Origin of the sequence: Mucilaginibacter phyllosphaerae, from assembly GCF_004378255.1 — a bacterium.
In the GTDB taxonomy this organism is placed as follows: domain Bacteria; phylum Bacteroidota; class Bacteroidia; order Sphingobacteriales; family Sphingobacteriaceae; genus Mucilaginibacter; species Mucilaginibacter phyllosphaerae.
Genome location: NZ_SNQG01000004.1, coordinates 104105 through 126893, shown reverse-complemented (window position 1 = coordinate 126893; position 22789 = coordinate 104105). Strand labels below are relative to the sequence as shown.

18 protein-coding genes are annotated in these 22789 nt (G+C 44.2%); 4 read left to right on the top strand and 14 right to left on the bottom strand.

Translation table 11 applies throughout. The features are described 5' to 3' along the window. Window positions 1-84: 84 nt before the first annotated feature. From E2R65_RS11660 to E2R65_RS11640, 5 genes are all read right to left on the bottom strand, one after another. Window positions 85-3222, bottom strand: a complete 3138-nt coding sequence (locus E2R65_RS11660) for an efflux RND transporter permease subunit (protein ID WP_134336658.1) — start codon at window positions 3220-3222, stop codon at window positions 85-87. A 52-nt stretch (window positions 3223-3274) separates the two neighbouring features. After that, window positions 3275-4369 carry an efflux RND transporter periplasmic adaptor subunit gene (locus tag E2R65_RS11655; RefSeq protein ID WP_134336657.1) on the bottom strand — a complete coding sequence of 365 codons (1095 nt, stop codon included), beginning with the start codon at window positions 4367-4369 and terminating at the stop codon, window positions 3275-3277. 26 nt (window positions 4370-4395) lie between these two features. Beyond that, window positions 4396-5667, bottom strand: coding sequence for a TolC family protein (locus E2R65_RS11650; protein WP_134336656.1), 1272 nt, complete (start codon window positions 5665-5667; stop codon window positions 4396-4398). Window positions 5668-5748: 81 nt separating this feature from the next. Further along, window positions 5749-7122 (bottom strand): sensor histidine kinase, encoded by a 1374-nt coding sequence (locus E2R65_RS11645; protein ID WP_134336655.1) that lies wholly within the window; start codon window positions 7120-7122, stop codon window positions 5749-5751. 61 nt (window positions 7123-7183) lie between these two features. Next, on the bottom strand, window positions 7184-7861 hold the full coding sequence (locus E2R65_RS11640) for a response regulator transcription factor (protein ID WP_134336654.1): 678 nt from the start codon (window positions 7859-7861) through the stop codon (window positions 7184-7186). A 95-nt stretch (window positions 7862-7956) separates the two neighbouring features. Between E2R65_RS11640 and E2R65_RS11635 the strand changes: the two genes are divergently transcribed. Next, window positions 7957-9198 carry an MFS transporter gene (locus E2R65_RS11635; protein ID WP_204986305.1) on the top strand — a complete coding sequence of 414 codons (1242 nt, stop codon included), beginning with the start codon at window positions 7957-7959 and terminating at the stop codon, window positions 9196-9198. A 20-nt stretch (window positions 9199-9218) separates the two neighbouring features. On the opposite strand, the gene E2R65_RS11630 is transcribed toward E2R65_RS11635, so the two are convergent. The 4 genes from E2R65_RS11630 to E2R65_RS11615 form a co-directional block, all read right to left on the bottom strand. Continuing rightward, the gene (locus tag E2R65_RS11630; protein ID WP_134336653.1) at window positions 9219-10364 is read right to left on the bottom strand and encodes an acyltransferase family protein; all 1146 of its coding nucleotides are present in this window, start codon (window positions 10362-10364) and stop codon (window positions 9219-9221) included. A gap of 60 nt (window positions 10365-10424) precedes the next feature. Beyond that, window positions 10425-11831, bottom strand: coding sequence for a glucuronate isomerase (gene uxaC, locus E2R65_RS11625; protein ID WP_134336652.1), 1407 nt, complete (start codon window positions 11829-11831; stop codon window positions 10425-10427). A 109-nt stretch (window positions 11832-11940) separates the two neighbouring features. Continuing rightward, a complete protein-coding gene (locus E2R65_RS11620; protein ID WP_308472291.1) occupies window positions 11941-13044 on the bottom strand; it encodes a glycoside hydrolase family 130 protein in 1104 nt (367 codons plus the stop codon). A gap of 96 nt (window positions 13045-13140) precedes the next feature. Continuing rightward, window positions 13141-13668, bottom strand: coding sequence for a hypothetical protein (locus E2R65_RS11615; protein WP_134336651.1), 528 nt, complete (start codon window positions 13666-13668; stop codon window positions 13141-13143). Between the two features lie 155 nt (window positions 13669-13823). Between E2R65_RS11615 and E2R65_RS11610 the strand changes: the two genes are divergently transcribed. Continuing rightward, window positions 13824-16190 (top strand): TonB-dependent receptor, encoded by a 2367-nt coding sequence (locus E2R65_RS11610; protein WP_134336650.1) that lies wholly within the window; start codon window positions 13824-13826, stop codon window positions 16188-16190. A gap of 52 nt (window positions 16191-16242) precedes the next feature. Here the strand turns inward: E2R65_RS11610 and E2R65_RS11605 are convergent, their stop codons facing one another. The 5 genes from E2R65_RS11605 to E2R65_RS11585 form a co-directional block, all read right to left on the bottom strand. Next, window positions 16243-17079, bottom strand: coding sequence for an oxidoreductase (locus E2R65_RS11605; RefSeq protein WP_134336649.1), 837 nt, complete (start codon window positions 17077-17079; stop codon window positions 16243-16245). Between the two features lie 70 nt (window positions 17080-17149). Further along, window positions 17150-18208, bottom strand: a complete 1059-nt coding sequence (arsB, locus tag E2R65_RS11600; RefSeq protein WP_134336648.1) for an ACR3 family arsenite efflux transporter — start codon at window positions 18206-18208, stop codon at window positions 17150-17152. Further along, complete coding sequence (locus tag E2R65_RS11595; protein ID WP_134336647.1) at window positions 18195-18626, bottom strand: arsenate reductase ArsC; 432 nt, start codon at window positions 18624-18626, stop codon at window positions 18195-18197. Before E2R65_RS11595 ends, arsB begins: the two co-directional genes overlap by 14 nt. 45 nt (window positions 18627-18671) lie before the next feature. Continuing rightward, window positions 18672-19001, bottom strand: coding sequence for an ArsR/SmtB family transcription factor (locus E2R65_RS11590; protein WP_134336646.1), 330 nt, complete (start codon window positions 18999-19001; stop codon window positions 18672-18674). 66 nt (window positions 19002-19067) lie between these two features. Next, window positions 19068-20015 (bottom strand): Smr/MutS family protein, encoded by a 948-nt coding sequence (locus E2R65_RS11585; protein ID WP_134336645.1) that lies wholly within the window; start codon window positions 20013-20015, stop codon window positions 19068-19070. Between the two features lie 132 nt (window positions 20016-20147). Between E2R65_RS11585 and E2R65_RS11580 the strand changes: the two genes are divergently transcribed. Further along, entirely contained in the window at window positions 20148-20660 is a 513-nt protein-coding gene (locus tag E2R65_RS11580; RefSeq protein ID WP_134336644.1) for a DUF892 family protein, read from the top strand. Between the two features lie 192 nt (window positions 20661-20852). Next, window positions 20853-22742, top strand: coding sequence for a M1 family metallopeptidase (locus E2R65_RS11575; protein WP_134336643.1), 1890 nt, complete (start codon window positions 20853-20855; stop codon window positions 22740-22742). Window positions 22743-22789 lie beyond the last annotated feature (47 nt).

The following is a 22789-nucleotide window of genomic DNA, read 5'->3' as shown; positions in this document are numbered from 1 at the left end:
TCTGGATACTCCTTTAATAACATTGCAATCCCTAAAGACAAGCCTCGCGCCCGCCTTTAGGGTTACAATGTTTCAAACAATAAACTAAGCACTAACTACACCTATCCTTTTTAATAGTTTCCTGTTCTCTCGCCTATGTATCAAACGATAAACAATGGCATAAATAATAGGTAATATCAATAGGGTAAGAATAGTTGAGGTAACCAGGCCCCCTATCACCACAATGGCTAAGGGTTTTTGGGTTTCGCTGCCAATACCTGTAGATAAGGCAGCGGGCATCAGGCCTATAGCGGCCATCAGGGCAGTCATCACCACCGGGCGCACACGTGATACCACACCCTCTAACAGGGCGGTGTTCAGCGGCATGTGCTCTTCCAGGTTCTTGCGGAACACGGATATCAGTATCACACCATTTTGGATACATACGCCAAACAGGGCGATGAAACCAATACCTGCAGATATACTGAAGTTGGTATGTGTGATGTGCAGGGCCAGTATGCCGCCTATTAATGCAAACGGCACATTCATAATTACCAATACGGCATCTTTTGCATTGCCGAAGGTAACGTACAGTATCAAAAATATCACCAGCAAACAGATAGGTACCACACGTGCCAGTGTATTTGATGCACGGATCTGGTTCTCAAATTCACCGTTCCAGGTAAATGAGTACCCTTGGTCAAGTTTAACAGATTTGCCAACTTTTTCCTGTGCTTCGGCAATGGTACCGCCTAAATCGCGGCCACGTACACTAAATTTAACCGCTATATAGCGCATGTTGTTATCGCGGTATATAAAAGCCGGCCCGGTTTGCGATGTAATGCTGGAGATCTCTTTAATAGATATCTTTGACCCGTTCATGGTAGGTACCATCAGGTTCTCTATCTTTTCCTGCGTATCGCGGTACTGTTTCTGGTACCGGATCCGCACATCAAATTTGCGTTCGCCCTCATACAACTGGGTGGCGGCTTTACCGCCAATGGCCATTTCAATAACCGAGTTTGCATCGGCAGTAGATACGCCGTAAACAGCCATCTTACGCTGGTCAAGCTCTATCCGGAATTCCGGCTGGCCCAGGTTGCGCAGCACGCCCAGGTCTTCTACCCCCCTGATGTTTTTAAGGACGGCCATCACCTGGTCGGCCTTGGTATCAAGCGTTTTAAAATCGGGCCCGAATATTTTAACAGCCATGGAAGCAGGCACACCGGCCACCGCTTCGGCAACGTTATCAATAATAGGCTGCGAATAATTGAATATGATACCCGGAAACTGGCTTAATTTTTTATCCATTTCGGCAATCAGCTCTTCCTGGGTTATTTTACGTTTCCATTCCTTTTTAGGTAAAAGGTCTACCTGGATCTGTACGTTAAAGAAACCCTTAGGGTCGGTACCGTCATTGGTACGGCCAACCTGCGACAGCGTTTGTTTTACCTCGGGGAAGGTAGACAGCACCTGGCGCATTTTATTGGTTACGTTAACCGAGTTTTCCAGCGAGGTGCTCATAGGCAGCTGTGCGGTTACCCAAAGGGCGCCCTCGTTTAGCTGCGGCAAAAATTCTGTACCCAAAAACTTAGCCGATGCAAAGGTTAATACCATAAAGGCAACGGATACAATAAGGCTGAGTTTTTGATTGCGGTAAGTATAGTTAAACATCCGGCGGATGCCGTTCTCAAAAAACAGTACGATAGGGTTATGCTTTTCTTTTACATTTTTACGCAGCAGGATGCTTGATAAAGCAGGCACCAGTGTTAACGTAAATATTAAGGCACCAAGCAAGGCAAAACCTAAGGTATATGCCAATGGCGAGAACATTTTACCCTCTACCTTCTGGAAAGCGAAAATAGGGATCAAGCAGGTGATGATGATGAGTTTGGAGAAGAAAATGGCCTTACCCATTTCGGCACCTACATTTTTAAACAGGCCCAGTTTGGCTATTTTGTTAAATTTCTCCATGCCCAGTTCTTTGGCACGATGATCCAGCGCTACAAAGATCCCTTCTACCATCACCACGGCACCATCTATGATGATCCCAAAGTCAACCGCCCCCATCGATAGCAAGTTGGCTGTCATCCCCTTGATGCGCATACACATAAATGCAAATAGCAGCGCCAGCGGGATAATGATGGCCACGGTTAAAGTGGTGCGCCAGTCGGCCATAAACAAGAATACGATAACCGTTACCAGCACTATACCTTCCAGCAGGTTATGGATTACCGTTTCGGTACAAAAATCCATCAGCGTGGTACGGTCATAAAACGTATCCAGCTTTACATCCTTAGGCAATACATTGTTATTAAGGTCTTCTACTTTAGCACGGATGCGGGTTAACACCTCTGCCGGGTTTTCGCCTTTGCGCATTACCACAATACCTTCAATAACATCGCTATTTTTATCGCGCCCTACCTGGCCCAGGCGCGGCAGGCCGCTTTCTTTAATATTAGCAACATTTTTAGCCAGTATAGGTACATTATTTACGTTTTTGATAATGATGTTCTCTATCTCGCTGGTGTTATTGATCAAACCGATACCACGCACCACAAAGGCCTGATCGTTCTTTTCTATCACATCACCGCCCACGTTAATATTGCTACGGTTTATGGCGTTGTACACATCCAGCGATGTAAGCCCGTATTTTTGTAGCAGCGATGGGTTAACGCTTACTTCGTAGGTTTTTTCTTCACCGCCAAAGCTGTTTACGTCGGCTACGCCGGGCACTGCCTTAAACTGCCTGTCCAGCACCCAATCCTGTATAGCGGTAAGTTCATGCAGTGATTTTGTTTTGCTTTTTAGCGTGTAGCGATAGATCTCGCCGGTTGGGCCGTAAGGGGGTTCTACCTCGGGTTTGATCCCGTCGGGCAGGTCGGCATTGCCCAGCCTGCTTAATACCTGCTGGCGGGCAAAGGCATCATCTACATCATCATCAAAAATAATGCGGATGTAGGATAAACCGAAAGATGAAGTAGTACGCAGATTGGCCTTTTTCTGTACCGAGTTAAGCACGGTTTCCATAGGTATGGTCACCATTTTTTCTACCTCCTCGGCGCTGCGGCCGGGCCATTGTGCTATAATGATAATTTGTGTATTGGTAACGTCCGGAAACGTCTCTATGGGGGTATTCAAGTAGCTCCAGACGCCCAATACAGCCAGCACCGCTGTCAGAAAGAATACCATCGCCCGGTGCCTGAGCGAGAAGTATATGATATTTTTAATTAGCTTGTTCATTGTTTTGGTATAAGATGATAGTGCTTAAAAAACTGATATAATGCTGCGGGGACTAATCCTGTATCAAAGCATTATAAAGCAACAACTGGTTTTTAGAGATCACCTTTTCGCCGGCTTTTAAACCCGATGAAATGTAGGTAACGTCATCAACAGACTTTATCATGGTTACAGGGCGCACCTGCATATCGCATTTGCTGTTATAAACCACCACAAAATATTTACTGTTATCAAAAATCACCGATGATGCCGGTATAGCCACCGCCGATTGCATATCCTTATTGGATACCAGCACATTGGTAAACATTTCGGGTTTTAAAAGCAGATCTTTATTGTTTAAGGCGATACGCACTTTCATCACTTTGTTATCCGGGTCAAGCACGGAGCTTACCTCATCTATTTTACCTTCAAAAACTTTATCCGGGTAGGCAAGGGTGGTTATTTTGGCATCGTAGCCTTTTTGCACCTTGGCAATATCAGATTCGAAAACGTTTGCCCAGATCCACACATCCTTCATATCAGATATGGTGAACAGGCTGTTGCTGTTATCCGGGCGGATAAAGTTACCTGCCGAGATATTCTTCTCTACAATATAACCGCTGCCCGGCGCCTTAATAATAAGCGAGCCGCTGGCGCTGGTATTACCACCGCCATTAATAGCAATCTGGTCGCGGACTTTGCTATTCGCAGCTACAGCTTTATTATAGTTCTCTTTGGCTTCGGTGTAATCGCGTTCGCTGGAGATACCGTTTTTGTACAGGTATTCGGCTTGCTCTAACTGTCGTTTGTTAATGGCCAGATCAGATTTGGTTGCGCTCAGATCTGTATAGGTACCGGCCACATCGGCGCTGCGGATGATGGCAAGCGTTTGGCCTTTTACCACCTTATCGCCCAGGGAAACCTTTACTTCCATTACTTGCCCGCTGGTGAACGGAAAAACTTTTACCACTTTATTTTCATCGAATGATACCTCGCCCGATAGTGATAGTTCATCTTTCATGGGTGTGCTTTTGGCGGTATCTATCTTTACCATTTTTTGTAACGAATCGCTTATGCAAACCTGTTTGGTTTCCATAGTGCCGGTTTTTTTCTCCTGGCAAGCGCTAAGGCCAATTAATACAAGGCCTAAGTATATGATTTGCTTTTTCATTTATTGTTTGTGCTAATGTTAGATGCTTATAACGGGGTTACTACTGTGGTGCCTACTGCAAAGTTTAAATCGGCAACGGCTTTTTGCAGGTTTAGCTGCTGTTGTAATATTTTTAATTTGGTTTCGCGGTACGAGTCGAAAAAGTCTACATACTCCTGCAGGTTTATCTGCTTTAACTGATACGCTTTTGACATGCCCTTAAACAACTGATCGTACTTACTGTAAAAGTCGTTTTCGCGGCTGCCCAGCAATTGCTGGCTTAACCTGTATTGCTGCACGGCAGAGTACACATCATTATTCAGTTGTACTTCGTTATTTTTCAAGAGGTACTCCTGGCTTTGGGCGGCCAGTTTAGCGTTTTTGATATTGCCCTGATTGCGGTTAAAGATTGGCAGTGGCAGGCTAATTTCTAAACCCACAAAGTTGCGTGCATAACTGCTGTTCTGGTCGTAAGTACTACCGATGGTAAGATCGGGCACGGCCATAGCCTTTTGCAGCGCAAGATTGTGGTTGTTTTGATTTAACAGGTACTGGTTAGCCAGGTAATCGCCGCGGTTTGCTTTAGCCTGTTCGGTAAGTGTAGCTGCGTTAAGCGTGGTATCGGTATTGTTAAAAGTTACTATAGGGGTTATAAATTTATTCGGGTCGGTAACCAGCAAAGTTTTCAGTTCGCTTTGCAGGTCGTTTATCTGGCGGTCAATCTCTACCAGGTCGTTTTGCAGGCCAAAAAGTAACGCTTTAAGGCGAATCAGGTCCTTTAAAGAGTTATTACCTGCCTGGTAAGATTTATCGGTAGCATTTACCATATTGCTTGCCGATGTAATTTCCAGCTGGTAAACCCTGCGCTGGTCTATCAGGTTGGCTACCTGTGCAAAATCCAAAAGCAGGTTATAATGCAGGTTGCGCAACAAATCGTTAAACTGTGCCTGTTGTATCTGCACACCATCCTGTGCTACCTGTACCTGTTTGCCGCGTTTACCGGCTGTTTTAAAAACCTGGCTTAACTGTACCAGTATTTGCCCGTTACCATTGCTGTGGTCAAAAAACTTTTTGTTGGCGTCGGTAATGTTCTGGTCTGTACTTAGGGTTGGGTTATCCCAAAGTTTGGCTTGCTTCACCAATGCCTGTGCGGCATCTACATTATACTTTTGTGCAAGCAGGCTAAGGTTGTTATCCAGGAATGTTTTTTCGGCATCCTTAAAGGTAAATCTTAGCGTATCGGTTTGGGCGGAGGCATTTTGCGCCCCAAAATTAACTATGGCAAAAAGGCCTAAAATTTTATAGTATCTGCGTAACATGAGTGCTATTGTTTGATAGTACCAAAACTATTGCACCTATATTAGAGCCACATTAAAAGTGAATTAAAATACCATTAGAATTTAAGCCGGGGTGTTATTTCTGATAAATTCAACTACAAAAGTGCTGCCCTTGCCCGCATCAGATACCACACGGATGGTCCCTTTAAAAAGCTCTATGATCTTACTGGTGATATAAAGCCCTATACCGCTGCCAGATATGCTCTTATCTTTATTAGCCCTGTAAAACGGATTAAAGATCTTTTCTGCATTCTCTTTGCTGATACCCGGGCCTTCATCGCTTACAGATATCAGGATACGGGAAGCGGTTGCCTCAAAGCTCATTGTAACCGGGTGCGGTTCTGAGTATTTAAAGGCGTTATCGATGATATTATTCAGGGCGATGTATAGCATAGATTTATTTGCCGGGATGGTTAATACTTCTTCATCATCCGGCAGGGCAGCCAACTGGATCTTTAACCTCCCCGCCCCTTTCCGGGCAGACCATTGCTCTTCCAATTCCCATATCAGTTCATCAACCCTAACCGGGCTTAATTTGGCCTGTGTATAGTTCAGGTCAACCTGCGCCAGTTCCATCAGGCTGGTAATGGTTTCCTGCAGGCGGGCACCATCTGTTGCTATAGATGCCAGAATGCGCTCGTATTCGGCCTTATCGCGGTCTTTTTCCAGCGCCACCTCTACCTCGCCCATAATGCTGGTAAGCGGTGTGCGCAGCTCGTGCGATGCATTGGCCACAAAAGTTTGCTGCAATTCAAAAGCGTTTTGCAAGTGGGCCAGCAGGCTGTTAAAGTTGTTGATCAGTTCGGCTATCTCATCCTTGCTTTTTACCTGTGTTACCCGCATATACAAGTTGCTTGACCGGATATTACGGATCTGCGCAATAATTTTATCCACCGGCGAGAGTGCCTTTTGCGCAAACATGCGCCCGGCAAAAAACAGTATCACCCCAAAAACTATAAACAGCACACTGGCAATTTGCCCCAGGATGATCATACGCCGCTGCGAGTTGATATCTATTGCAGACGCCAGGATCACAAAATCGCCCTGGTTATCATGGTAATATTTGCCTACTACTTTGCGTTTGCCCTCCTCATACTCTAAGTACCCTTCCTTTCTAACCTGGTTAATGATGTTTTTTGTCCAGTAAATATTGTGGTCCATTTTAAATGCCGAGGTATTGTTTTGATCGTAGATCCTGATCACCTCGCCCGAAAGTTTTTCGAGGTACTGCTGCTGTATCTCTAAAAGCGAGTCGGCGGCCAGTTCATCCGCTTTCAGGTAAAGCTGCGAGGCCAGGTTGGTACGGTCGGTAAGGCGGTTATAAAAATCGGTGGTAAAAAATGAATATACGGCTATGTAAAGCGCAATAAGCACCAGCAGTAACGAGCCCGAACTGATGAGCGTAAAATAAAGAGATAACCGGGTTTTTATTTTCAATTGCTTGTTTATTGAACTGGCGATAAAAAAAACAAAACGCCTTTAATATGATGTAAATTAATCAGTCCTTTAATATATATCCCATTCCAATTACCGTATGGATCAGCTTTTTATCAAAACCTTTTTGAATTTTGTTGCGCAGGTAATTCACATATACATCAACCATATTGGTGCCGGTATCAAAGTTAATGCCCCAAACCCGCTCCATAATATACTCGCGGGATAGTAGTTTACCGGGGTTATTCATCAGCAATTCCAGCAGGCTGTATTCTTTTGCGGTAAGGTTTATTTGTTTACCCTCGCGCTCGGCGGTTTTATCCCAGGTGTTTAGTTTCAATCCGCCAAAACTTAAGATATGCGTATCTCCGTCTGCCAGTTTTTTACGGCGCAGCAGGGCTTCTATACGCGCCAGCAATTCATTAAAATGGAATGGCTTTACCAGGTAATCGTCGGCACCGGAATGCAGGCCGTTCACTTTATCATCAATAGTGCCCAGGGCGCTTAACATCAACACCGGTAATTGCGGCTGATGCTTACGCACCTGCCTGCAAATTTCAATACCGCTCATATCGGGCAGCATTACATCCAAAATAACCAGGTTATATTCGCTGGCCTGTACCATCTCCAGTGCGGTTTCGCCGGTATCAGCAATATCCACTTCGTAACCATGTTCGTTGAGGCCTTTCTTTATAAATGATGATACTTTTTCTTCATCTTCTATAACACAGATCCTGATCATATTCAGCTTTTTTCAAATATGAAAATATTCGGCGGATTTACGCCTCTTTGTCAATACACTTTCACAAATATAAGTTACAGCGTATATAAACCCCATTGGCATTTGATAGCAAAACCCATTTGCTTACGTTTGCAGGCATGACGGCCAACACTACCAATACCAAACTACACCCTGCAATAATCCCCTTAATGGCTGTTGCCGCAGGTGTTACAGTAGCCAACATTTATTACAACCAACCCATACTTAAAGATATCGGCCAATCTGTACACGCAACCGGCGCAGAGATTGGCAAGGTATCTATGTTTGCACAACTGGGTTATGGCTTGGGGATGTTTTTTTTAATACCGCTTGGCGATAAGGTAAACCGTAAAAGGCTTATATTATTGTTAAGCACCTTATTGATGATAGCTTTAGCCGGGTTTAGTTTTGCCACCCAGCTGTACCAGGTTTATGCATTAAGCCTGTTAGTAGGTTTGTTTGCCACATCTGCCCAGATACTGATGCCGATGGCGGCCACTTTAGATAACGTAAACCGGGGCAAAACCGTAGGCAAGGTTTTTAGCGGGATATTGGTAGGCATTTTAGGTGCAAGGGTTATCAGCGGGTTAATTGCAGGCTGGCTGGGCTGGCGCTTTGTTTACGGCATATCTGCCGGGATGGTGTTTGTAGTAGCCATATTATTAAAACTTTACTTACCCAATGTACCGCCAAAATTCAAGGGGAATTATGTTGGTTTGCTTAAATCGGCACTATCATTAGTGGGCGAATTTAAAATTTTAAGGCAGGCTGCCTTGCTTGGATTTTTCACCTTTGGGATATTTTGTTCCTTTTGGACAACCCTTACCTTTCACCTGAGCAACGCCCCGCTCAATTTTTCGGCAAGTACTATAGGCTTGTTTGGCTTTATAGCCATTGGCGGCGCATTGGTAGCCCCCTGGTTTGGTAAACTGGCAGATAAGGGTAATACACACCGTTCCTTACTCGTTTCGGTAGGGATGATCATCGGCAGCGTAATACTGCTTAAAGTGTTCCCTTATTCTATCGTGGTGCTTATTATCAGCATCTTTTTTTTAGATATTGGCGTTCAGGCTACCCAAATAACCAACTTTGCGCGTATTTACAGCCTGGATGAGCAAGCGCACAGCAGATTAAACACCATTTATATGACCACTTATTTCATAGGCGGTTCGGCAGGCACCTTTTTTGGCCTGCTATCCTGGAAAATGGGAGGCTGGGACATGAGCACCTGGCAAATGCTGCTTTGGGGTGTTATTGCGATTGTACTTGTAATGATGATGAAACAGCCTAACGGCGCAGGGGAAAAACAAGCTAAATAAACAGACTCATCAGAACTTGATCATACCTTTAAAAATGCTTTTTTACGATATAAAAAGTACAAAAACATCCACTTAACTACCACAAAACAAACAGCCATTACCACAATATTGTATGGTTTGCCAACCCAATCGCCAAGCCAGCCAAAAAAACCGGCGGTGGCATAGTTCCAGTTGATGAATTTGCTGGAGATGTAGATGAGGATAGAATTCATGCCGATCACTTTGAAAAAGAATGCCCACGATTGATAGCCTAAAACATCTATCACATAATAAAAAAATGCCAGCAGCAGTAAACTTAAACCACCTACCTGCATCACAAACGAACTTGTCCACAGGTTTTTGTTGATCGGGAAATCAAGGTTCCAAACCTGTGCAATTATTAAAAACAGCGCCCCTGCAACCGCCAGTATCAATGCTTTACGCCCTTGATGCTGATGACCGGTTTTAAGCAGCGTACCTGCCAGCACCCCTAATAAGCCGGTGCTGATAGCCGGAATGGTTGAGAACAGCCCTTCGGGGTCATGAATACCTAAGTATAGTTTACCGGGTAATATCAGCCGGTCTGCATAGGATGCAAAATTGCCCGGCATGGTAAGGTCGCCCGGCAAATAACCGGGGGCCGATGTAAATTTTAACAGCAGCCAATACCCCACAATAAACAGCCAAAACCAGGCTATTTGCCATTTGCGGTTAGCATACAGGTAAATAAAATTTGCAAACATATAAGCAATACCTATCCGCCCCAATACTGAAGCAAAACGGATCTCATGAATGGGTTTTAATTCCTTTATAGTGTTGTTTACCAGTATGCCAAGCAATATTAAAATAACTGCGCGCTTAATTACCCGTAAAACCAGTTGCCCCTTGCTTGCGCCTTTTTCCAGTTCGCGCCCTGTAGAATACGGAGTTGCCACCCCTGCCAGGAACAGGAACAGCGGGAAGATAAGATCATACAGATGAAAGCCGTTCCAATCGGGATGGGTTAACTGGTTAGAAATTCTGCCCCAAAACGGAGAGCCTGTTACCTTAGCCAGCGCATGAAAAATCTCTTCCCCGCCCAATATCCAAAACATATCAAAACCACGCAGCGCATCTAACGAGTAAAGGCGTTCGTAAGTAAAAGGCGATGTATTTATATCGGCCGGGCTGTCAGTTTTAGCGGTCATTACAGGGTAATCGGTTTATAAAGTTTAAACATCCTTTAGGGATAAGCGTAACATGCGGACTTAGTGCTTAAAATCAAAATAATTTTTGGCGTTATAATAGCAAATATCCTGTATCACCTTGCCCGTCCATTGAATATCATTTGGCAATTCGCCGTTCACAATATCCTCGGCAAACAGGTTGCATAAAATACGCCTGAAGTATTCATGACGAGGGAAAGACAGAAAACTGCGCGAATCTGTAAGCATCCCTATAAAACGGCTTAGTAAACCCATATTAGATAAGGCGTTAAGTTGCTTCGTCATCCCGTCCTTTTGATCTAAAAACCACCAGGCCGAACCAAACTGTACCTTACCGGCTACCGAGCCATCGTTAAAATTACCTATCATAGCGGCCATCATTTCGTTATCGGCCGGGTTTAGGTTGTAAATAATGGTTTTGGCAAGCCTGTCTTCTTTATCCAAACGATTAAGGAATTTAGATAGCGGCCTGGCCTGGCTAAAATCGCCGATAGAATCAAAGCCTGTATCCGGCCCAAGTTTGGTAAGCAAACGGCTGTTGTTGTTGCGCAGCGCACCTAAATGAAATTGCTGCACCCACCCTTTCTCATGGTCCCAAAGGGCGAAGGTGTACAGCATGGCCGATTTGAATTTCACCTTCTCCAGGTTGCTTACCGGTTTTTCGGTACGTACCTTTTCAAATATCTCACGTATCTCTTCATCAGTGTATTCTTCTGCGTAAATATGTTCTAAACCATGGTCGCTCACTGTGCAGCCGTTTGCCGCAAAGTAATGATGGCGACTTTTTAAGGCATGCAGATAATCGTTTAAGTTTACAATACTGGTATTTGATACTTCTTCCAGCCTGGTAATGTAGGCGTTTAACGCTACAACATCCTCAATATACATGGCCTTATCCGGCCTGAAGGCCGGATACATTTTTACCGCGCTGCCGTCTTTACGCAGTTGTTCGTGATGGGTAAGGCTATCGGTAGGGTCGTCGGTGGTGCAAATAACCTCTACATTCATTTTATGGATAAGGCCCTGCACATTATATTCAGGGCTTTGCAGTTTAGCGCTGCAGTCATCATAAATAAAATCTGCTGTGCCGGGCATCAGGCGTGATGTGATGCCAAAATAGCGCTGCAGTTCCAGGTGTGTCCAATGGTAAAGCGGGTTGCGCAAGGTATAAGGTACGGTAGCCGCCCATTGCTCAAACTTGTCTTTATCTGCCTTGCCGCCGGTAATGTAACTTTCATCTACACCGTTCGCGCGCATGGCGCGCCATTTATAATGATCGCCGTATAACCAGGCCTGGGTAATGTTAGCAAAATTAATATTGCCGGCAATCTGTTCGGGGGGTAAATGGCAATGGTAATCTATAATGGGCAGTTGTTTGGCATAATCATGATACAGTTGAAGGGCGGCATCAGAATGCAGCAAAAAGTCTTCATCTAAAAAATTCTTCATAGGGCAATGTATTAAAGATTTTTGATAGATTTTTAAAGCAAAGTACGTAAACGTTTTAGTTTTGCCTGTATAAAGCTATCCAATCGCCTATTGGGCCAAAAAGGCTTAATTAAACACCCATTGCTGCATAGATCTCCCGGATAGAAAACTTTGCCCCGCATACAAATTCATCGGCTGCACCATAGTAAATAGTGATGATATCCCCATCTACCACATGGCCATTCGTAAATACTACATGGCCAAAAAAGCCCGTTGTTTCGTAAGCCTCGGTAGGTTCCATAATCGGGTCTTTAGTACGGGCAATAACTTTTGATGGATCCTGCAGATCTAACAAAACTGCTCCCAGGCAATAGCGGTGCTCTTTGGTGGCGCCATGATAAATTTCCAGCCAGCCCTTTTCGGTTTTAATAGGTGCAGCGCCTGCGCCAACGCGTCCGCTATCCCACATGCCCCCGCGGGTTTTAATAATGCATTTATGGTTACCCCAATGTTCACCATCCGGCGATTCGGCTATCCAGATATAGTTACCGCCAATATCTACGCTGCTTGGCCGATGCAGGGCGTAATATTTGCCTTTTATTTTCTCTTCAAATATGGCTACATCCTTATTATGCGGCGGCAATATCATGCCATAATTTTTAAAATCCTTCCAGTTTGTTGTGGTGCGCATACCCACACCTACCCCACTATCGCTTACAGCCGTAAAAGTTAAATAATACTTATCTTCTAAAAAGGTAACGCGGCAATCTTCTATCCCAAAGGTTTGCAAGGGCCCGTTGCCAAACAGTTTTTTGTAACCCTCGGGTTCGTAAAAAGCTACACCGTCATCGCTGCAAAGCAAACGCAGGTGCGATAGCGTGGTAAGGTAATCTACACCCTTATAACGCACCACGCGGGCGTCGGTAGCTATCAGGTCCGAGTCATCAAGCGCTATTTCCATAATAGTGGTTTCGCCCGTAGCGGTCAATATCGGGAAGGATACATGCACTTCGCTTTGCTCGGGCCGTTCGGCAACGCGCACCAGCAACCAAACTTTACCATTAAACCTAAATACGCCGGGGTTTAAAAGGCAGGCAATATGCAGGCCTTTTGCGCTTGGCTGCAGATCTTTAGGGGATAATAAGGGGTTTTGCGAAAAACGTTTAGCAATATCTGCCATAGTGGATTGTTTTGATACATCATTTAACAGGCTGCTTTTACAATGGTTTATCATAAAGCTAAATACTTTACAGGGTAGGGATCAAACATAAAAAAGCCGGTACAATGTTTAGCATGTACCGGCCCCTCGCATTTTACTTATTGTACTGTATTATTTACCTGTTGTACGTGGCGTTCCACCAGTAGAGGCAGGCGCTGTAGAACCAGGGGTAGTTGTTGGTGATGTGCTACGCGGCGTTGTTTGCGGTGTTGTTGGCATTGCAGGGCTTTGCGTAGGCACGGTTGGGCTTTGTGTAGGCACCGTTGGGCTTGTTGGGCTGGTTGGTGTTGTTGGGCTGGTTGGCATGGTTGGTGCCGTTGGGCTTGTTGGTACGGTAGGGTTAGTTGGGCTGGTTGGCGCCGTTGGGCTGGTTGGTGTTGTTGGATAAGACGGATTAGTTGGGTTTGGCGACGTTGGGCTGGTTGGGCTCATCGGCGTGGTTGGTGTGGTAGTACGTGTTGGTGATGTTGATCGTGTTGGGGTTGTCCTTTTTGTTTTTGGTACGGTATCTAAGCTGGTAGTTAAATTACCGGCATCCAATAAAGCCTTATCTGATAAAGTTACTTTGTGGCTCTTCGCCGTAGCGTTTAAAGCTAATGCTGCAAAGGCCGTGGCCATTATTACACTTATCTTTTTCATGGTATTTATTATTTAATGGTTTATAATAATTAACTATTAAATAACATATTCCATGCCAAAGATAGATTTATACCTAATTATAATTTTCTGATCATATCGACATAATAATCACCTATTAGTAATTAAGATAGCAAAATGCCATCTTTACACCATCTATGAATAAACGCCTACTTATTGTATTACTAATGCAAATACCTGTTTTATTATTTGCGCAAACAGGCATTATACGGGGTACGGTTACCACCGCACTAACCAATAACCGCCTGCAAGGTGTTAATATAATCATTGCAGGCACGCAAACGGCAGTTACTACAGATTCCTTAGGGAATTACCGCATCACAGATCTTACACCGGGTTATTATACGCTGCAAGCTTCGCTTGTGGGTTATCGGCCTAAAACACTTTTTGATATACAGGTAACCAATGCCAAAACTGCCGTTACCGATATCAGCCTGGAAGAGGATGCCGTTAACCTGAACGAGGTAAAAATATCAGCCGCACGCTTTAACAAAACGCTGGAAAGCCCGGTATCACTGCGTACCATCGGTTCTACAGAAATTAAACGTAACCCCGGCGGCAACCGCGACATCAGCAAAGTGATCCAATCCCTGCCGGGCGTATCATCACCGGTAAGTTTCCGAAACGATATCATTATCCGCGGCGGCGCACCAAACGAAAACCGTTTTTATATTGATGGTGTAGAAATCCCTAATATCAATCACTTTGCCACACAGGGCTCATCCGGCGGGCCGGTTGGCCTGATTAATGTAGATTTTATAAATGAAGTTGATTTTTACTCCGGCGCTTTCCCGGCTAACCGCGGTAATGCCTTAAGTTCTGTTTTTGAATTTAAACAAAAAGACGGCCCTGCCGACAGGCACAATGCTACTGTCACTTTAGGTTCAAGCGACCTGGCCGCCTCACTTGCAGGGCCGCTGGGCAAAAAAACTACCTTTATTTCTTCGTACAGATATTCGTATCTGCAGGGACTATTTAAACTGCTTGGCCTGCCATTCCTTCCATCCTACCAGGATTTCCAATTTAAGGTAAAAACTAAATTCAACCAAAAGAATGAGCTTACCATACTGGGCCTTGGCGCTGTAGATAGGTTCAAGTTGAATTTGAATGCCGAAAATACGGAAGCCAACCAGTACACGCTGGCTAATATCCCGGTAAATTCGCAGGATAATTATACCGTTGGGGCTACCTATAAAAACTTCCGGAATAACGGTTATTCGCTGGTTGTGCTTAGTCGCGATTTTTTGAACAATAAAGCAAAAAAGTACCAGGATAATAACGAGGCAGGCACCAAAACGCTCGACTATACGTCGCAGGAGATAGAAAACAAGCTGAGGTTTGAAAACGTGAGCAGTACCAACGGTTACCGTATCAACTTTGGGGCAGGCGCCGAAACTGCCGAATACAATACCAATACATTTAACCTGCTCCCGTTTGGCAGTAACATCTATACATCTAAAATAAACTTTATAAAGTATAGCATATTTGGGCAGGTTAGCCGCGCTTACTTAGCAGACAGGTTGAGCCTTTCTGCCGGGCTAAGGGCCGACGCTAATAATTATTCATCAAAAATGAACAACCTGAGCCGCACGCTCTCTCCGCGTATTTCGGCATCCTACAACTTTACAGATAAATTCAGCTTAAACTTTAACACGGGTATATATTATCAGTTGCCTGCCTACACCGTTTTGGGCTACCGCGATGGCAACGGCGCACTGGCTAACCGCAATGTTGATTATATTGCTAACAAACAGGTGGTTTTAGGCTTTGAATACAATACCTTAAAAAACACTAAATTCACGGTAGAGGGATTTTACAAACTATACAAAAACTACCCAATAGTTAAAGTGCTGGGCGATAGCATCCCGCTGGCTAACCTGGGCGCCGATTTTGGCGTAGTAGGTAACCAACAGGTTACCGGCTTTACCAAAGGCCGCAGCTACGGGGTTGAATTTTTTGCACAGCAAAGGTTAAACAAAGGCTTTTACGGCATATTTGCGCTAACGCTTTTTCGCAGCGAGTTTCAGGACAAGCGTGGCGAGTATGTACAATCATCGTGGAACAACCGTTATATTTTGAGCATAACCGGCGGCAAGGTATTTAAGCGCAATTGGGAGGTTGGCGCAAAATTAAGATATACCGGCGGCGGCCCATACACGCCATATGATATCAGTTCATCAACGTTAAAAACCAATTATGCTATCTTTCCGCAAGGCATACCCAACTGGCAGCAATTGAACACGCAACGCCTAAAAGATTTTTACCAGGTAGATGTAAGGGTTGATAAAAAGTATCCGTTCCGTAAATTCACGCTTAACGTTTACCTGGATATCCAAAACCTTACCTATAATAAATACCAGCTGCAAGCTTACCTGGTGCCAGATCGTGACGCATCGGGGGCTGTACAGGATGCACCCGGCGACCCAAGCCGGTTTAAATCAAAACTACTGAATAACGAGAACGGCAATGTATTGCCTACCATTGGGGTAATATTTGAATTTTAAAACCAACAGCGGCGGCAAATTGCCGCCGCTGTTGGTTGTTACTAACTGCCTGTTATTCCTGCGGAAAATCGGCACCTGTAGTTGTTTCCTGCCAGGCATCAAAATCTTTTTTCAGTACATCCAATTTATTGCGGGCACCCTTCAAAGCGGCTGCGCCTAACAATAAATGCAGTGGCGGGTTGGCATCATCAATAGCTTTAACAATTGCCTTGGCGGCACGTACCGGGTCGCCGGGTTGCTTGCCGCTATAACCGCGTATGGTATCTTTGTTTGCACCTGCGGTATCCTTGTAATCGTCTATCACAACAGGGCTGTCGTTTGCCGACCGGCCTGCCCAATCGGTACGGAAACCACTTGGTGCAACTACGGTTACTTTAATGCCCAATGGCGCGGTTTCTTTGGCCAAAGCTTCTGAATAACCGTCTACGGCAAATTTAGTGGCATTGTAAAAACCCACACCCGGGAAACCCACCAAACCGCCTATAGAGGCCACATTCACCACGTGCCCGCTTCTTTGCTTACGCAGGGTTGGCAATACTGCTTTGGTAACGTTTGCCAGTCCCCAAAAGTTAATCTCGAACATATTGCGCACGGCATTATCTTCGCTTTCTTCAATAGCGCCAAAGTAACCTATACCCGCGTTATTCACCAATACATCTATCCGCCCAAACTGCTGATTGATCTGCTCAACAGCGGCAGTAATTTCATCACTTTTGGTAACATCCAGCTTTACTGCTATGGCAGTATCCGGATAATCGGCTATGATATCCTTAACATTTTCGGTATTGCGCGATGCTACTGCAGCTTTGTTACCGGCTGCCAGCACCTCTTTGGCCAGCTCGCGCCCGAAACCGGTGGAGCAGCCTGTTATAAACCATACTTTACTCATTTGCTGTAATTTTTATAAAACTAAAATAGCAGCGAGGCAGGTTTTGTTTGTCAGGCCAGGTTCATGTTAGTTAATAGTACCTTTTACGTAGCCAAAAAGCCACATTAACCAGCGCAATAAGGGCGGGTACTTCTACCAGCGGGCCAATAACACCCGCAAAGGCCTCGCCGGAATGGATACCGAACACGCCGATGGCAACCGCTATAGCCAATTCAAAGTTGTTGCCGGTAGCTGTAAATGCAATAGATGTGCTGCGCGAATAATCTGCTCCAAAATATTTACCGGCAAAAAAACTAATGAAAAACATAACAGCAAAATAAATAATGAGCGGTAAGGCTATGCGCACCACATCTAAAGGGATCTGTACAATAAGCCGCCCCTTTAAGCTAAACATTACCACAATGGTAAACAGCAGGGCTATTAAAGTTATGGGCGATACAAAAGGTACAAAACGGGTATCAAACCAATCTTTACCTTTTAAGCTAATAAGGCTGTAACGGCTGATGATGCCAAGTGCAAAAGGGAGGCCTAAATAGATGCCTACGCTTTTGGCAATTTCTGCAATAGTTATGTTTACGGCAAGTCCCTGTAATCCAAATAAGGGAGGTAGCAAAGTAATAAATACATAAGCATACACACTATAAAGCAACACCTGGAAGATGCTGTTTAAAGCGATCAACCCGGCTGCATACTCTCGGTTGCCTTCGGCAAGTTCATTCCAAACCACTACCATGGCAATACAACGGGCCAATCCAATCAGAATAAGCCCGGTCATATACGCAGGATGATCTTTAAGAAATATTACTGCCAGTATAAACATCAATACCGGGCCAATTATCCAATTTAAAAACAATGATGCGCCAAGTACTTTGGTATCCTTAAATACCTCGCCCATATTCTCGTACTTCACCTTTGCAAGGGGTGGATACATCATTAGTATCAACCCAACAGCTAAAGGTATATTGGTAGTACCGGTGGAAAATGAATTGATAAAGCCCGATGACGAGGGAATAAAATAGCCCATAGCTACCCCAACAGCCATAGCCAAAAAGATCCACAAGGTTAAATAACGATCCAAAAAGCCCAACTTTTTACGACCGGCCGCAGGCGCACAGTTATTTACTGTCATGTTTTTTAACGTTTTCGGCGATGAAATTCTGTGCGTAAATTTTGATCATATCACGTACGCGTTTAAACTCAGCCATTACCTCATCAGGCGTACCTGTTGCTTTAGCAGGATCTGGGAAATTATAGTGAAGGCGCCTTACATCACCCGGAAAATATGGGCAAGCCTCGTTAGCATTATCGCATACGGTTATCACATAGTTAAACGGAACGGCTAAATATTCATCCACATGGTTTGAGGTATGTGCCGATATATCTATCCCGTCATCGGCCATTACCGCTACCGCTTGGGGGTTAACGCCATGTGTTTCTATCCCGGCACTGTAAATTGTTGCCTTATCAGCTGCAAAATGGCGCAGGTACCCTTCTGCAATCTGGCTGCGGCAACTATTGCCGGTGCATAGTACTAATATATTTTTCATAATTTTTAATTATCGCAATATTACGATTGATTTGGTTAAAAAATTTCAGCAGCAGCTATTGCCACCTTTATAAGATGCAAACATGCTGTTTATCTGGTGCTGTAAATACTTCCAGGCCATCGGTTCAATGCAATAACAAACACTTACCCCTTCTATTGTACCTTGTATAAGGCCCGCATTTTTTAACTCTTTTAAATGCTGTGATATTGTAGCCTGCGCCAAGCCTAACTCGCCAACCAAATCGCCGCAAATACAGGCGTTTGCTTTAATGATATGCTGTAATATGGCAATACGCGCCGGGTGTGCTATGGCCTTTAACTGCATAGCCAGCCTGTTTTGCTCATCGGTAAAAATTGCTGTTTTAGTCAATCCCATATTAATCGCAATATTACGATTAATATTTTAAAATATACATCTACGAAAAGGATATAACATAAAGTTTTACTTTAAAATCACCTTAGTTGCCCCATAGCCAAATTTTTCTTTACGGGCATCCATAAAGGTTTGTACTTTGGGGTGCTTACTTAACAGTTTATGCAGTTCATGTTTCAGGATGCCGTTGCCCGTGCCATGTATAAAGGTAATATCGGGCATCTGATGTACAATGGCCGCATCAAGGGCTTTTTTGAAGTGATCTGTTTGGATGTTGAGGATCTCGCTGCTGCTTAAAAATTGATAATCATCACGCAGCTTTTCGATATGCAGATCCAGTTCACTTACGGGTTTGGCAACAGTTTGCTGCTTTTCTTCGGCAGGTTTAAAAAAGCTTTCCTTTAATTTTTCGGGGTCGATTATCAGTTCAGGTTCATCCAGTTGAATCATCCAGCCCTGCTGTTTAATATACGGAACTATCTTTTTGGCACCCGAAAAATCTTTCGCCTTAAACTGCTCGCTTAAGTTTAACGGATTAACCGATGGCTGATTTTGTTTGGTATGAAACAATACCTGGAATATAAACCTCGGCCACAACTGCAGGTCGGCCAGTTTAGCTGAATAAATTTTGGCAACGCCATGCGGCTCGATCATGCCGGCAAATTCCCCTTTAAACTGCTTTTGCTGTTCGATAGTAAGTGATGCCAGTAACTGGTATGATGTTTCGTTAACAATATATAGGTGTACCAAGCCATTGGCCTTGGCATCGGCAACTACGGCAACATGCACCCCTTTAGCTTTAAACTCGCCTGCGGGCTGTTTAATTTCGGCAACGTATTCTTCATCGTGGCTTTCGGCACCGTGCCCATGCACATAAGTAACTTTGCTGGCCAGCACGGGGATCTCGAAATCACCCTGAACAGTAACGCCTATCATTTGCTCGTCAATAATATTGGTTACATAACCTTCCAGCTTTTCATCAACAAACCGCACAAAATCACCTAATTTATATCTCATACTACAATAATAAGCACCAAAAATTAATAAACCACACAGCAAAAATTAATTTACCTTTAGCAAAGAAATCTCTTTAGCTGTTACCTGGCTAAAGAAAACGATTAAACGCACACTCACAATTAGTTAAGTAATATGGCTACCCATACCCCAAACCCACCAAATGATGCTTTTTTAAAGCAGATATTTTTACACCACTTAACCCGCATCTACAACGGCAAACGTTTTTTACAACAACGTACGGATGAACTGCTAAAGCTGGCCTCTTTTAAGGCACTCCAACTGGCTATAGGCGAATTTGGCGGAGATGTAAAAAAACAGATAGAACGCATGGAAGATGTTTATAAGTTGATAGGCGAAACACCATCGGCCGAGATCTGCAACCCCATCAAATCGATTATTAAAGATGAGTTTTGCCTGGATGACGACCAAAATGTGCCCCTGCTTAATGATCTGGACCTCATGCTGTACATTCAGGTGTTAGAGCATATTAATATTACTTCGTACCGGATGCTGATTATGATTGCTAAAATGCTGAAGTACACTGAGGTGAAGCAGTTGCTGGTAGAAAACTTTGATGAATCGGCAGATAATGATCAGCTTTTTACACTAATAGCCAGGGAATACATTACGCCCGACCAGAAATAAAAAAGCCGGGCATAAAGCCCGGCTCCCTAATAGTTATTTAATACCCCTACTAAAATAACTAATACAAAGAAAAAAAATTAAATCCAGTGAAACAAGTGATGATTGTAACAATTCGTTTACCTAATTACCATAAGCTATATTGATATATATTCTACATTTGTTTCGTTTTCACACCAAAATCAATTACTTATTATGCTTAAAAAACTACTGATAACGGCGGCCTGCAGCTTTGCGCTGTTACAATTGCAGGCGCAAAGCCTTTATATGCCGCGCGATATTCAAAGGGCTTTTGCCAAAGGTACCCGTAGCGCCGATGGAAAACCGGGCGCCAAATACTGGCAAAACCATGCACGCTACAATATTTCTATCACGGCAGCGCCTCCCCTTAGTACCGTAAAAGGCACGGAAACCATTACTTATTTTAATAACAGCCCGGATACGCTGAAAAGGCTGAATATGAAACTCATCCTGAACATCCATCGCCCCGGATCAGCAAGGATGAGTGACGCCAGCCCTGATTATTTAACATCCGGCGTGCAAATAGATACATTTATAATATCGGGCCAAAAAAAACCCTGGAACAATGCACAGGCTGCATCAACCAATCAAGCGGTAAGCCTCACAAAACCTTTGATGCCGCATGATTCTGTACAGATAAATATTGCCTGGCATTTTGATGCATCAAAACAAAGCGGCCGCGAAGGGCAGATAGACAGCACCAGTTATTACCTGGCTTACTTTTATCCCCGTGTATCTGTTTATGATGATTACAACGGCTGGGACCGCGTTGCCTTTACCGATGCGCAGGAGTTTTACAACGATTTTAACGATTATACCCTTAACGTTACCGTACCTAAAAACTTTATAGTTTGGGCTACGGGCACTTTACAAAACCCAACAAAGGTGCTACAAAAAGAATATGCTGCCCGCCTGCAAAAATCAATGACCAGCGACAGCACCATTCATGTGGCTACTATTGACGAGGTTACCGGCAACAAGGTTACCGCCCAAAACGCTATGAATACCTGGACATGGACCGCTACCGACATTAGCGATGTAGCTGTTGGTTTAAGCAACCATTATATTTGGGATGCAGGCAGTGTAATTGTGGATAACAAAACCGGGAGGAGGGCAAGCATGCAGGCTGCATATTCTGCAGCCGGTACCGACTTTAAACAATCTGTACAGTATGGCCGTAATGCCCTGGGATGGTTTAGCCATAACTGGCCGGGTGTACCTTACCCGTTTCCTAAAATGACTGCATTCCAAGGCTTTGCAGATATGGAATACCCAATGATGGTAAATGACAGCCAAATGGGCGACCCAAGCTTTGCCCAACTGGTGCAGGACCACGAGATAGCACACACCTGGTTCCCTTTTTATATGGGCATTAACGAAACCCGCTACGCCTTTATGGACGAGGGCTGGGCCACTACTTTAGAATACCTGATAGGCATTGCCGAAAAAGGTAAAGAAAAAGCCGACGCCTTCTACAAACAGTTTCGTATTAACGGATGGATCGGCAACCGTTCATCTAACCAGGATCTGCCTGTTATTACCCAAACCAGCGAATTAACAACCGGTTACGGCAACAATGCTTATGGCAAGCCATCCTTAAGCTACCTGGCCTTAAAAGATATGCTGGGCGATGATCTGTTTAAAAAAGCACTGCATGGTTATATGGATAGGTGGCATGGTAAGCACCCCATCCCGTGGGATTACTTTAACTCGATGACTAACGTATCCGGCCGTAATTTAACCTGGTTTTTTAATAACTGGTTCTTCACCAATTACTATAACGATATTGCAGTAAAAACCGGCGTAACCGGTAAAGATGGTTACACTTTAACAGTAAGCAACATTGGTGGTTTTGCCATTCCGTTTGATGTGGTTATTACCTATGCAGATGGCAGCACCAAAACAATACACCAAACACCAGCCGTTTGGGAGAAAAACCAAAAAGAAGCTTTTATAACGTTTAAAGCAGAAAGAGGTAAAAGCCTTAAATCTGTTACGTTAGATAACGGCATTTTTGTAGATGCCGACCCAGGTAATAATACCTGGGCGCCTAAAGTAAAATAAGCGATTTTATAATGCCTTTAACTAAAACGCCCGGCTGTATGGCCGGG

Excerpts from the sequence above, each read along its gene's own strand:
- E2R65_RS11660 (WP_134336658.1), bottom strand. The coding sequence starts at position 3,222 with ATGAACAAGCTAATTAAAAATATCATATACTTCTCGCTCAGGCACCGG.
- E2R65_RS11655 (WP_134336657.1), bottom strand. The coding sequence starts at position 4,369 with ATGAAAAAGCAAATCATATACTTAGGCCTTGTATTAATTGGCCTTAGC.
- E2R65_RS11650 (WP_134336656.1), bottom strand. The coding sequence starts at position 5,667 with ATGTTACGCAGATACTATAAAATTTTAGGCCTTTTTGCCATAGTTAAT.
- E2R65_RS11640 (WP_134336654.1), bottom strand. The coding sequence starts at position 7,861 with ATGATCAGGATCTGTGTTATAGAAGATGAAGAAAAAGTATCATCATTT.
- E2R65_RS11630 (WP_134336653.1), bottom strand. The coding sequence starts at position 10,364 with ATGACCGCTAAAACTGACAGCCCGGCCGATATAAATACATCGCCTTTT.
- uxaC (WP_134336652.1), bottom strand. The coding sequence starts at position 11,831 with ATGAAGAATTTTTTAGATGAAGACTTTTTGCTGCATTCTGATGCCGCC.
- E2R65_RS11620 (WP_308472291.1), bottom strand. The coding sequence starts at position 13,044 with ATGATAAACCATTGTAAAAGCAGCCTGTTAAATGATGTATCAAAACAA.
- E2R65_RS11615 (WP_134336651.1), bottom strand. The coding sequence starts at position 13,668 with ATGAAAAAGATAAGTGTAATAATGGCCACGGCCTTTGCAGCATTAGCT.
- E2R65_RS11610 (WP_134336650.1), top strand. The coding sequence starts at position 13,824 with ATGAATAAACGCCTACTTATTGTATTACTAATGCAAATACCTGTTTTA.
- E2R65_RS11605 (WP_134336649.1), bottom strand. The coding sequence starts at position 17,079 with ATGAGTAAAGTATGGTTTATAACAGGCTGCTCCACCGGTTTCGGGCGC.
- arsB (WP_134336648.1), bottom strand. The coding sequence starts at position 18,208 with ATGACAGTAAATAACTGTGCGCCTGCGGCCGGTCGTAAAAAGTTGGGC.
- E2R65_RS11595 (WP_134336647.1), bottom strand. The coding sequence starts at position 18,626 with ATGAAAAATATATTAGTACTATGCACCGGCAATAGTTGCCGCAGCCAG.
- E2R65_RS11590 (WP_134336646.1), bottom strand. The coding sequence starts at position 19,001 with ATGGGATTGACTAAAACAGCAATTTTTACCGATGAGCAAAACAGGCTG.
- E2R65_RS11585 (WP_134336645.1), bottom strand. The coding sequence starts at position 20,015 with ATGAGATATAAATTAGGTGATTTTGTGCGGTTTGTTGATGAAAAGCTG.
- E2R65_RS11580 (WP_134336644.1), top strand. The coding sequence starts at position 20,148 with ATGGCTACCCATACCCCAAACCCACCAAATGATGCTTTTTTAAAGCAG.
- E2R65_RS11575 (WP_134336643.1), top strand. The coding sequence starts at position 20,853 with ATGCTTAAAAAACTACTGATAACGGCGGCCTGCAGCTTTGCGCTGTTA.